This window comes from Vibrio sp. KUL80 (assembly GCF_059725495.1).
In genome coordinates this window covers 3,002,233-3,015,060 of record NZ_AP045841.1, presented here as the reverse complement: position 1 = coordinate 3,015,060, position 12,828 = coordinate 3,002,233, and the positions used below count along the sequence as shown (strand labels likewise).

The window sequence follows — 12,828 nt, the reverse complement described above, 5'->3', positions numbered from 1 at the left end:
ATAACAAAGCGCTTTTAGGGATGAATGTGAAACGCCTAACTCATTGGCTGGTAGCCGTCGTGGCCTTTTCTTGCAGTGGAATGGCCGCAGCTCAAGACTCAACTGAGTCTGCATTGAACTCTCAGGATAGACCTAAGATAGGTGTCGTGCTCGCTGGCGGTGGTGCCAAAGGCGCGGCACATATTGGCGTCTTAAAAGCGCTTGAAGAGATGCAAATCCCCGTCGATATCCTCACGGGTACCAGCATGGGTGCTTATGTAGGCGGACTGTACGCCACAGGGATGAGTGCGGAAGAGATCGAGAGCTTTATTTACACAGTCGATTGGAACAATGGCTATCGAGATCGAGTGAGTCGAAGTCAGCGTCGGGTTCGCGATAAAGAAGCGGAAGACCGATACCAAATCCGCACCGATCTCGGTTTACACTTTGGCTCTATCGAAGCTCCTAAAGGCGTGGTGCAAGGCCAAAATATGCTGCGTATCTTGCGTAAGACCACAGGCAACCTTCCTGCATTTGAATCCTTTGATGAGCTGGCGATTCCTTACCGCTCCGTCGCGACGGATATTCTAAAACTAGAGCCTGTTGTGTTGGGCGACGGTTACCTTGTTGATGCCATGATGGCGAGTATGTCCGTTCCTGGCGCGTTACCACCCTATGAGCTAGGTGATTATCTCTTGGTCGATGGCGGCGTGACCAATAACATGCCGGTCGAACTCGCTAAAGAGATGGGCGCCGATATTATCATTGCCGTGGATATCAGCAGTGACTACAAAACGCGAGAAGACTTCAGCAGTTTCTTTACCGTAGGTGAGCAGCTATCAAACTATCTGGTGCGTCGAAGCACTGAAGAACAGATGCAGGCTCTGGAAGAGGGAGATATCTATCTACACCCAACGGTGGGTCAGATTGCCACAACGGATTTCTCGTCAATGCCAGACGCTTATGAGCTGGGTTATCAAGCAGCTTATCAAAATGAACAGCAACTCAGAGCTTTGTCTGTCAATGGTGCTAACTATCAAAGATATATCGATGACAAGCAAGCGGCACGAAGAGAGCTGGTTTATGGTGACGAGAACGTTGTCGACAAGATAGTGATCAATAACCAAAGCCATTATAGCGACGAGCTCATCACCACGCGCTTGGGGCTTGCCGCTGGCGAGCAGTTGGAAACCGACGAAATTGAACAACGTATCGAAGAGCTCTATGCGCTGGATCGCTTTGAACTTATTACCTATCAGTACAAAGAGGTGGAAGGGGAAACCAACCTAATCGTTAACGTCAAAGAGAAGTCGTGGGGACCAAACTACATGGACTTCCGTTTCTACCTAGAAGAGGACTTTAACGCTAACAGTTTTTACTCTATCGGTGTGTCTACCAACTTTACCGACCTGAATGATCGTGGTGCAGAGTTGCGCGTCAATGCCGACTTCGGCACTGATAAACGCGTTGAAGCAGAGCTTTATTCTCCGTTTATGCTCAATCAAGATTTCTTTTGGTTAGCAGGTGTTAAGTACAACAGTGATAAGCGAAGCGTGCTTTGTCAGGTGAATGAAACGGAAGAGGAGTGCGTGACTCCGGCGCTAGAGGGCAGTGCAGATTTCATTCCTGTTACTTATCGAGAGTGGCAAGGAGAGGTAGCCGCTGGCTATCAACCCACTTTGTGGCAAGAATTTAAGGTTGGAGCACGGTTCACTAAAGGGGAGTCTTTTGTTTCTCCATTACCATCGGCTGGCAAGTTTGATTTTGACCGTCGCGGGTTATTTGTAAACTACCGCCTTGATACGCTTGATGACTTTAGTTTGCCGACAAAAGGTTGGTATGTAGACCTTGAGTATCTGCACTCTCGCGATAGTGGCGAACAAAACATAAATGCGGGAATATCAGAGTTTTCAGACCACGCACAAGAGATTAGCATCCAAACGAAATATGCTCATACCACAGGGCGTAATACCTTTGTTGGCTCGTTTGACGCGGGTATGATTGAAACTGAGAATGACTCGTTACCGGTGAGTCCTCGAGAGTTAGGCGGCTTCTTGAACATGTCGGGTATTCCTCGAAACAGCTTGATTGGTCAAAACAAGGTGTTTGGCAGTGTCGTCTATCGATATCGTTGGTTCGATAACGACTTTGGTATGTTCCAATCGCCGGTATATCTGGGTGCATCAGCGGAATATGGCGGGGTGTGGGATGGCGATAAAAGTCTATCTAACGCGCCATTGTACTTGGCAGGTTCGCTGTTTGCAGGGATTGACTCACCCGTTGGTCCAATCATGCTCTCTTATGGACAGGTTGAGACAGGACTGCGCTCCTTCTACCTGATTATTGGCGCTGCTTACTAATTTTTATGATTCTAGAGTCGGTCATCACTCAGGGTTATGTTGAATATAAATGCTAAAAATGAAGGGTCATTTTGACGCTAACTCGCTGCTAGTTTAGTCAGAAATCGTTGATTTTTACTCAAACTTGCAATGTTGGTCAAAATGGGAAGATTTTAATTTAACGTTAAATTTGATATCCTTCGCCCCACAGTTTGGCCTCTCTGGCGCTGTTGATTCAATTAGTTGAAGACGACCAATGGCAAGGGAGAGCCAAGTTTCCAAGGATGTCCACTCCGAATTCTAATTATAAGGAGGGACCGCAATGAGAGGAAAAAAGTCGTGCTTGAAGCCTACCGTAAACACGTCGAAGAGCGTGCTGCCGAAGGAGTTGTTCCTAGACCCTTAGACGCTGAACAAGTTGCAGGACTTGTTGAATTACTAAAGAACCCACCTCAAGGTGAAGAAGAGTTTATCCTCGACCTCCTAGAGAATCGTATCCCACCAGGTGTTGATGAAGCTGCTTACGTTAAAGCCGGCTTTCTGACGGCCATTACCAAAGGTGAAGTGGAATCACCTCTAGTGAGCCGTGAAAAAGCAGCTGAACTGCTGGGTACGATGCAAGGCGGTTACAATATCGAATCTCTTGTGTCATTGCTTGATGATGCAGAGCTCGCCCCTATCGCGGTTAAAGCCCTATCACACACACTGCTCATGTTTGATGCCTTCTACGATGTCGAAGAGAAAGCAAAAGCTGGCAATGCTTATGCGAAGCAGGTGCTAACGTCTTGGGCTGAAGCGGAATGGTTCTTATCGAAACCTGAGCTTCAAGAAAAGATCACGCTTACTGTCTTCAAGGTAACGGGTGAGACAAACACCGATGATCTATCCCCAGCACCAGATGCATGGTCGCGCCCAGATATCCCTGTGCACGCGTTAGCGATGCTTAAAAACGCTCGCGATGGCATTGACCCGGATCAACCAGGCTCAATTGGTCCAATCAAACAGATCGAAGCGCTAAAAGAGAAAGGTCACCAGCTAGTTTACGTGGGTGACGTTGTGGGTACTGGCTCATCTCGTAAATCAGCAACAAACTCTGTGCTTTGGTTCATGGGTGATGATATCCCTAACGTACCAAACAAACGCGCTGGCGGTTACGTACTTGGCGGTAAGATTGCACCTATTTTCTTCAATACAATGGAAGATGCAGGCGCGCTACCTATCGAAGTTGACGTGACGAAACTGAACATGGGTGATGTGATTGATGTTTACCCATACGAAGGCAAAGTTTGCGACCACGCAACTGGTGAAACACTGGCTGAGTTCGGTCTAAAAACAGACGTACTGATTGATGAAGTCCGTGCTGGTGGTCGTATTCCACTTATCATCGGCCGCGGTCTAACAGACAAAGCGCGTCAATCTCTAGGCCTTGCTCCTTCTGAGGTGTTCCGTCTTCCTGTGGCTGCTGAAGATACAGGTAAAGGCTATACGCTTGCTCAGAAGATGGTGGGTAAAGCATGTGGCGTTGAAGGCATTCGTCCGGGTACATACTGTGAGCCTAAGATGACAACGGTTGGCTCTCAAGATACAACCGGCCCAATGACGCGAGATGAGCTAAAAGACCTGGCGTGTCTTGGCTTCTCAGCTGACCTTGTCATGCAGTCATTCTGTCACACGTCTGCGTATCCAAAACCGGTTGATGTGAACACGCACCATACGTTGCCTGATTTCATTATGAACCGTGCGGGTGTATCACTTCGTCCAGGTGATGGTGTTATCCACTCATGGCTAAACCGCATGCTACTGCCAGATACAGTAGGTACAGGTGGTGACTCTCATACGCGTTTCCCTCTAGGTATCTCTTTCCCTGCAGGCTCTGGCCTAGTTGCGTTTGCTGCGGCGACAGGCGTTATGCCACTGGATATGCCTGAGTCTATCTTGGTTCGCTTTAAAGGTGAGATGCAGCCGGGTATCACGCTACGTGACCTTGTTCATGCCATCCCTTACTACGGAATCAAGCAAGGCCTGTTGACGGTTGAGAAGGCGGGTAAGATCAACGAATTCTCTGGTCGTATTCTAGAGATTGAAGGTGTTGAGCACCTAACGGTTGAGCAAGCATTTGAGCTTTCTGACGCATCAGCTGAGCGTAGTGCCGCGGGTTGTACCGTTAAGCTATCTCAAGACTCTATCTCTGAGTACCTGAACTCGAACATCACTATGCTTAAGTGGATGATTGCTGAAGGCTACGGCGACCGCCGTACGATTGAGCGCCGTATCACTGGCATGGAAGAGTGGCTAGCAAACCCAGAGCTAATGACAGCTGATGGCGATGCAGAATACGCTCACGTGATTGAAATCGACTTGGCAGACGTAACAGAACCAATTCTGTGTGCGCCAAACGACCCAGATGACGCTCGTCTGCTATCTGAAGTTCAAGGTACTGAAATCAGTGAAGTATTCATTGGTTCATGTATGACGAACATCGGCCACTTCCGTGCTGCCGGTAAGCTTCTTGAGAAGTACAACGGTCAGCTTGATACTCGTCTATGGGTTGCGCCACCAACGAAGATGGACCGTGACCAGCTCACAGCAGAAGGCTACTACGGTATCTTTGGCCGTGCTGGGGTTCGTATTGAAACTCCGGGCTGTTCACTATGTATGGGTAACCAGGCTCGTGTAGCGGACGAAGCGACGGTAATGTCGACTTCGACACGTAACTTCCCGAACCGTTTGGGTACTGGTGCGAATGTCTATCTAGCGTCGGCTGAGCTTTCTTCAGTGGGTGCGATTCTTGGTAAGATCCCAACGAAGGAAGAATACCTAGAGTACATGAAGCAGATTGACCCGACGGCAGCGGATACCTACCGTTACCTAAACTTCCACCGTATGGCTGAGTACACGGAAAAAGCAGATACTGTCATTTTCCAAGAGCCTGCATAACGGTCAATGAGGCTCTTCATTGAGCCTTGTTTAGGCACAAAAAAACCACGGTACTAACCGTGGTTTTTTATTGTCTGCTCTATGCTTTATTATCTGTTTTACTCTTTATGGCCTGTTCTAAGGCTGCTTAGGAGGCCGATGGAGAGCTTCACTAGCTGGTGAGTAATCGCTGCAGCTTGTCTCGTAGGCTAATGATGTAATCTCGCTCAGGCCCTTGCTTGTGGCAGTGCTCTAGAATGTACTCTACCGAGCTGAGTACCGTGCGCCACCTCGGTGTCTTCGGCAAGGTTTCTAGCCTTAAATACTTGTCGAGTGTTCTAGTTTGCAGTGTGCTTCTATCAAGATAGACGCGCCAAAGACCACTTTGCTCTGCAAAAGCAAACTTGGACTGTCCCGTCACCTCTTCCCAGTAACTTAGTGAACTTGTCATGGTCTCAACAAGGACTTCACGCATGATTTCTGGGCGAGATTTTTCTTCGCCCTCAGCCTTATCTGCCAAGCGAGTAAACTCGCCACCAAGTTCTTTGAGCTCTCTGAGTTTAGCTTTATCGCCTTCAATAGCGTAAGTAGAAAGTGCATCGATGGCGGTCTCTAGGTTCTTCACTCTGCTTGCATCAAGGGATTGTCCCTGCTCGAAGATATAGATACTTTTCAGACCTGAACCTTGCGGTAGAGTAAGAACATCGGCATTGATATGCTGACGTACATCGTCGACGAAGGCGTCGATTTCGCCAAAGTAATGTTCTTGATTGAGGTGGATAAACTTAGGTGCAATCAACTCTTCAATGCTGGCTCGTTTCAGTTGCTCGATGGTACGCTTGAATAATCGAGCCGCGCTTTGGTTAGCAAACTGTACCTTTAAATCTTCGCGAATACACAAGATGGCTTCAGGCGCATTATCAAGCTGTTCTATTAAACGGCCTTGTGTCTCGAGTAGACTTGCCTCCACTAATGCTCGCTGTTTGAGCTCGTATTTAAGGGTTTGGTTTTCGGCGCGACGCTCCTCGGCTTTACTGGCTTGCAGATGCGCCGCGATACGGGCTGCGAGCTCTGGCTTGCTGAACGGTTTCGCTAAATAGTCATTGGCGCCGAGCTCGAAACCGCGCACTCTATCCTCTGGTTGGTTAAGTGCGGTCAGCATAATAACGGGCAGGGCGGCATGATCATATTTCTCTCGCACGGCTTCACACACTTCAAAGCCACTCATTCCTGGCATCATAATATCGAGAAGCAGTAGCTCTGGTTTCTCTTTTTCAATCTGCTCTAAGGCCTCTATGCCGTCTTTTGCAAGCCTGACTTGATAGCCCTCAAGCCTCAAGAAGCTCTCGAGGATTCGAAGGTTAACCGGCTCATCATCGGCGATAAGCAGCACCGGACCATCAGGGTTCTCTGGCAGTACTTCTTCCTCTTCGAGCTGCAACTCTGTGGATTCCGCGATCTGAAAGTGACTGACGCTGTTCGTTTGAGATTGTTTTTCAATTTCTTCTTGGGTCGCAAGAGGAAGCGTGAAGCTAAAAGTCGTGCCAACATGCGGTTGACTACTCACGTAGAGTGAGCCGCCCATCAGTTCAATTAATTGACGACTGATAGAGAGCCCTAGGCCTGCGCCTTGACGATAGTGACCTGAATCGTGCCCAGCTTGAACGAGTGGCTCAAAAATGTGTTCAAGTTGCTGGGCAGGAATGCCTTGACCTGTATCGACGACCTGAACGCGAATGTGGTCGTTCATGGCCGTGGCAGAGAGAACGATCTTACCCTCGTTGGTGTATTTAATGGCATTGCCGAGTAGGTTATACAGTACCTGTTCCAAACGTTGTGGATCCGCCGATACATAAGGAAGGGGCTCTAGTACCTGGTTGATTATGCGGATTTTTTTATCACCGAGCAGGTGGTTAGAAAGTTCGATGACCAGCTGCGTGGTGCTGGTTAGGCTAAGCGCAGAGCGCTCTATATCCAGGCTGCCATAACGCATTTTGTGATAATCGAGAAGATCGTCGACTAAGCTTGCGAGGCGCTGTCCGCTGTTGACGATAATGTCTAGCTGGTACTTGTGATTCGCCCCGATAGGTCCATTCGCACCAGAGATCATTGCCTCAGCGATGCCTATCATGCCGTGCAGTGGGGTTCGAAGTTCATGAGAGGTAGTGGCTAGGAACTCATCTTTTAGTTTGTCAGCAACCTGCAACTCCTCATTTTGTTTCTTGATGATGGCAAGGCTCTGTTCGAGCTCTTGGTTTTGACTCTTAATCAGCTCAATTTTGTCTTTAATTGAGCGTCTCATTCTCTCAAAGCTCAATGCCAGACGACCAATTTCGTCACCGCGCTCTAGGCTAATGATGGAAGGCTCGAGATCGCCACCAGAGGCACGCTCCGCTGCCCATGTTAGCTTGAGAAGTGGTGAGGTAATGAAGTTAGACAGGTAGTGCGAGGCAGCAACCACCACAACGATGGCGGTGAGCATAGCGATCACAAATAAGGTTTCAAGCTGCTTTACGCTGGCAAACGCAATGGCTTCTGGCGTTTCGACAACTAACGCCCAATGTGTTGTGCCCAGCGCAATAGGAGTGAATGCGGCAAAGTAATCTTCACCTAGGGCACTTTGATAGCTGCTGACATCCGAGATGCCTGATAGCGCCATGGCGATGACTTTGTCACTGTTGGCGATAGTTTCTTGCGTGAGTCCGAGTAATTTCGCCGAGTGATCGCTACCAACTAAAAGAATATCAATGTCTGCTGGTGTGCCGTCAGTGACGAGTTTGGTGATGCCACTTATCGGCAAGCGGAACATGGCATAACTGTGAAGATAGCCTTGCTGTATGATAGGCGCGCCGATCCAAGCGTATTGTTTGTCATTGTAGCGAGCAAAATCCGAGACAATGACAGGCGTGTATTCTTCATTTTCTTTGCGTTTGCTGCTGACCTCTGACTTGAGGCGCTTGAAGGTTTCACCTAATACCTGCGTCGAAAAATCACCGGTTTCTAGATTGGTACCAAAGTAGTCGTATTTGTATACCGAGTAGGTCACGTTACCTGACAGGTCCACTAAAATGATGTCGTCAAAATCGGAACGCTTTAGGTGCTCCATAAAAGCTCGATGATAACGTTTGTGCAACAGTCGGTAGCGCTCACTACCAACAAAACTGCTGGAATCTGGGAGAATCGCGGTTTTGATTTTATCACCAGAGCCTTGAATATAGCGCTCCTGGGCATGCTTTCTTGCTTGCTCTACATCGTCACCAAGACGTTGAAATGCATTGACCAGGCCATAGAAGCGTCCACCACTAGCATAGGCAAGCTCAGAGCGAACAAACCCCATGGCTTCAGATTCTTGTGCTTGGAAATAGTTGAGTAGCTGTTGTTGTTTGGTGTCGCGCAGTGACACTAGATGAGAGGTGCTTTGATCGCGGAGATCTTGGCTGTGTGCGTTTAGGAAGAACAAAGCGATGATCGTCAGCGGCGTAATACTTAACACCAAAAACGCCATCATCAAGGTATTTTGCAACCGTTTGAACTTCTGTTTGCGACGCAACTTCAACATAGGGGTTATGCACTCTCACATTATCAATAAGATACTCTTAACCTAACTAATCTATCGACTTAATTTTTGTTGGCAAGTAAGTGACAGGCAAAGCGTGTTGAGGCACACAAAAATGTGTATGGGTGGTTACGGTTGTAGGAAAAATGGGGGTGTGTGGTGATGAAACGCGTATTTAATGCACCACTTGGATCCAAAAGATGTCACCAAGTGGTAGAAGACAATATGCTGTAAAGTGCTTATTTTGCTGCGTGATAAATGGCGAACTTGCGATTTTTTTCAACCGTTTCACAGTTGCCGAAATGCTGCTCAATGATAGGTGGATACTTTAGGAAACTGTTGGCAACAATCCAAAGCTGGCCTTGATTATTTAGCTGGTTAGGTGCGTCAGCCAAGAGGGTTTCGGTTGCTGAGTAGCTGGTGTCTAGGCCCGCATGAAAAGGTGGGTTACTGACGATGAAGTCATAGCCCTTGCCTGTGTCGGAGTAGACGTCAGAGGCGAACACCTCGCCGGATAAACCATTCGCCTCTAGGGTTTTTTTGCTTGACTCAATAGCAAAGGCATTGATATCACACAGGTTTAGCTTGATGTCTGGGTTTTTAATTCCCATGTAAGCGCCGATAATGCCGGCACCGCAACCAAAGTCGAGGACTTTGCCTTTTAGCTCTGGTAGGTTATTGAGCAGCAATTGGGTGCCGTGATCAAATTCACCATGGCTAAATACACCTGGCAGGCTTTTAACCTTTATCTCAACACCGTTAAGTTCGACATCATAGGTCTTGAATTGGCTATGTAGGTCAAACGCTGCAGGCGTTTCGTGGCATACACCCCAATAGAAGGAGCAGCGTCTTGCAGAGTCGTACTTGTTGATAGGACCATAAGAAGCAAACATCTTTTCAATGCTCTTTACCCCAGAGCGATTTTCACCAACGACGACGATCTCTGTCTCTTTGCCGAGCGCAGCCAGCGACATGTGCAGCAGCATTTGTGCCTCAGCTTTCGCTTTTGGCCAGTACAGCAAGATCATATCTGCATCAATATCATCAGGAAGTGATGCACCGAATAGGGTGCGGATTTTTGATGATGATTGTAGGGAGCGATAGGTAATGTAGTTGCTGGTAAAAACCGTCACCTTGTCGCAGTGACGACTCAGTTCAATTGGAAAGCTGTCTTCAATCTCGCCAATGACCAATACACGTTTGTCTGCAAAATACTCTAGTTGTCGTTCTGCGATTTGACTGGGTGCGATGTAGCTTGCCATGGCGATGTTTCTCTCGAAATAAAAAGGGAGGCGATTCTCTCACAAACCCCTCCCTGAAAAAAGACTCTAGCTTCTATCTTGCCCGTCGAGGAATTCTTTAAACTCCTCTTCGTACATGTTGAACAGTACCATGGTAATCGCAAAGATAAGCGGGCCGTATATCAGACCGATAAGACCAAATAGATGGATACCACCCAGCAGTGAGAAGAAAATCATTAGGGTGTTCATGCCGGCACTGCCTTGCATGAGCAGTGGGCGCAGCACATTATCGATAGAGCCGACAACGGCGATACTCCAGATAGCTAAGAATAGTCCCCAACCAGTGTCACCGGTAATAAGCAAATACGCCGTCGCCGGGATCCAGATAAGCGCAGTACCTACGACCGGAATGAATGATGCGAAGCCCATCATAGTGCCCCAAAACAAACCGGGGAAACCAGCCATCCACATACCAAATCCGCCAGCCGCACCCTGAGCAATCGCGGTTAAGAATGAGCCCATAACCGCAGACTTTGACACTTTTTCGATCTCGTTGAGTAGGCGATCTTCTTGGCTGCGAGAAAATGGCAAAATATGACGAATCGCGGCGATGATCTTGTCGTGATCGCGCAGAAGGAAGAACAAAACAAACAACATCAAGAAGAAGTTCATCAGGAAGTTGGTTGCGTCCCCTAAGATCTTGGCGCTCATCGCGACTAAATTTGAGCCTAGTGAAGTCGCAAACTCAGCGGCTTTCTGAGCAATATCTTGCGGATTGATAGCATCAAAAGGCAGGTACTCGTTAACAAAATCAAGACCAGTCACAACCCAAGGGTGGGCGATAACTTCTTGAATGCCTCCGCCAGTCACCCATTGATACATGTTCTGGGAGAACACGGAGCCTTGTTGAACGATGGCGCTAAATACCAGCATGAGCGGCATGACGATAATAAAGGTCAATACGATACAGGAGAGCAAGGCAACGATGTTTTTGTGTTTCGGCAGCTTACGCTCGATCCACTCATGGATTGGAAACATCAACAGTGACAAGATAAAGGCCATGACAATGGAGTTGATGTAAGGCTCCACCAAAAGATAGCAGGCAAACGCGGCAAATAGCAGGGCTACGACGAGCACCCAGTGGCTGGCCGTCACGTTCATTTTGTTGTTCACAGAGTTTCCTTTTCACTGGACGTGTTTAGCGTTATGTCGTTGTGCGTTCGACAAAAGCCGACAGACATACGCAGTGTTGGTCATATAATGGACGTAAATCTTTGAGTGATCAATTTAAAATAGTGTCAGAATTGACGAGAAAGGAGTGGGTTATGGGCTGTTGTAGCGGTGAAAAAAACTGTGAACAGAGTAAGAAAAAAAGACGCCCTTTACCATGGTTTACAATCACAATTGGGCTGTTGGTATTATTGGCGGCTCTCAACTGGCAGGGATAAAAAAGGTTCATCGCGGCTTTCCGGGGAAAGCCGCTTTTATCTTTAGAAAGAAGTAATCGATATCTCGGTAACCGTAGCCCATTCGTTTGATTAACTTTATCTTGTTGTTTATCCCTTCTAGCGTACAGGTGTTGAGTGGGTACCTTGCAGAAGCAACTATGCCATGAAGGTACGGTTTGAGCTTTCTCGCGAAGTCCATTAGTGGTTTGATCCCGCTTTCTTGAACTTGCTCCCACCATATGTCCCACAAGCCTTCCGCTTCGCTCTCTGACTGGCACCGCCATAACTCTTTAAGCTGAGAGCCAAGTAAATACGTCACCATTAAGTCCTTGTTCATACTCAGTATCTCATTTAGATAACTCTCCTGCTTACTGTCTAAATTGCCTCTGTTTTTGAGGAGAACCCAGCGTGAACGTTTAATCCATTGACGTGCTTTCCTGTCTTGTTTAAGTCGATTAGCTTGGTCAACTCTGACTCTATCCATCACTTCTCGTCCAAATTTGGCGACTACATGGAATAAGTCGTACACAATGCGGGCGTTAGGACAATGCTGCTGCACTTCGAGGTCGAAAGCCGTATTCATATCCATCGCAACCGCTTCTATGTTCTGGCCATGCTTACCGAGTAACTCGAAAAAAGGACGGATATCTTTTCGGCTGCGTCCGACGCCTATCCAAAGTACTTGATGCGTCTTTGCATCCGCGATAACAGTGGCATAACGATGTCCCTTGAAGAGGGCAAACTCATCCATAACAAGCTGTCGCAGCTCCGCCCAGTTAACCTCTGGCACTACATTTTGCAGCCGGCGCTTATCTATCTCCTTGACGGTATGCCAATGAACACCCGTCATTTGGGAAATATGTTTGATAGGGAGAAGAGGCAGCAACTGTTCAATATAACTACGCAAGCGGTTAGTAAGACGGGCAAAAGGTTCAAGCCAAGAAATAGATTCGGTTTTGATACCGCAGTCAGGGCACTTGATACGCCTTGTTTGTAGGTGCAGCTCGACAGGTACGCCAAGAATCATCGCTTCCTTAATGGTGCGCCACTGATAATCATGTATGGCTTGAACATGTTGCCCACATGCACATCGAGCAGTCGTACTGGGTTTGAGAGTAATCGTGATAAGAGAAGACGTTTGTACAGACTTTACGACATGAAAGCCTTCCCAGAACGATGATAGGAAAGTATTATTCGGCATGAAAACGGTAGTTTGTGCAAGGTTGTGTTTGGCGATGTAACCTTATCACTTACTACCGTTTTTGTTTTAAGTCCCCGCTAATCCGCGATGAACCATAAAAAAGGGCTGAATTGTTAAGCCCTTTCCATTAATCAATTAGCATCCAGCT

6 protein-coding genes are annotated in these 12,828 nt (G+C 47.7%); 2 read left to right on the top strand and 4 right to left on the bottom strand.

All coding sequences use genetic code 11. From position 1 onward, the window contains the following. Positions 1–20 precede the first annotated feature (20 nt). Together AC6I8U_RS13760 and acnB are read left to right on the top strand one after the other, a co-directional pair. Complete coding sequence (locus tag AC6I8U_RS13760; RefSeq protein ID WP_498017178.1) at positions 21–2,339, top strand: patatin-like phospholipase family protein; 2,319 nt, start codon at positions 21–23, stop codon at positions 2,337–2,339. 318 nt (positions 2,340–2,657) lie between these two features. Next, positions 2,658–5,255, top strand: coding sequence for a bifunctional aconitate hydratase 2/2-methylisocitrate dehydratase (gene acnB / locus AC6I8U_RS13755; protein ID WP_498017177.1), 2,598 nt, complete (start codon positions 2,658–2,660; stop codon positions 5,253–5,255). 151 nt (positions 5,256–5,406) lie between these two features. Here the strand turns inward: acnB and AC6I8U_RS13750 are convergent, their stop codons facing one another. The 4 genes from AC6I8U_RS13750 to AC6I8U_RS13735 all read right to left on the bottom strand — a co-directional run bounded on the left by AC6I8U_RS13750 (position 5,407) and on the right by AC6I8U_RS13735 (position 12,680). Beyond that, entirely contained in the window at positions 5,407–8,793 is a 3,387-nt protein-coding gene (locus AC6I8U_RS13750) for a hybrid sensor histidine kinase/response regulator (RefSeq protein WP_498017176.1), read from the bottom strand. A gap of 236 nt (positions 8,794–9,029) precedes the next feature. Continuing rightward, positions 9,030–10,052 (bottom strand): 16S rRNA (guanine(1207)-N(2))-methyltransferase RsmC, encoded by a 1,023-nt coding sequence (gene rsmC, locus AC6I8U_RS13745; RefSeq protein WP_498017175.1) that lies wholly within the window; start codon positions 10,050–10,052, stop codon positions 9,030–9,032. 66 nt (positions 10,053–10,118) lie between these two features. Continuing rightward, on the bottom strand, positions 10,119–11,192 hold the full coding sequence (locus AC6I8U_RS13740) for an AI-2E family transporter (RefSeq protein ID WP_394153071.1): 1,074 nt from the start codon (positions 11,190–11,192) through the stop codon (positions 10,119–10,121). 294 nt (positions 11,193–11,486) lie between these two features. After that, positions 11,487–12,680 carry an ISL3 family transposase gene (locus AC6I8U_RS13735; protein ID WP_498016666.1) on the bottom strand — a complete coding sequence of 398 codons (1,194 nt, stop codon included), beginning with the start codon at positions 12,678–12,680 and terminating at the stop codon, positions 11,487–11,489. Positions 12,681–12,828: the final 148 nt, after the last annotated feature.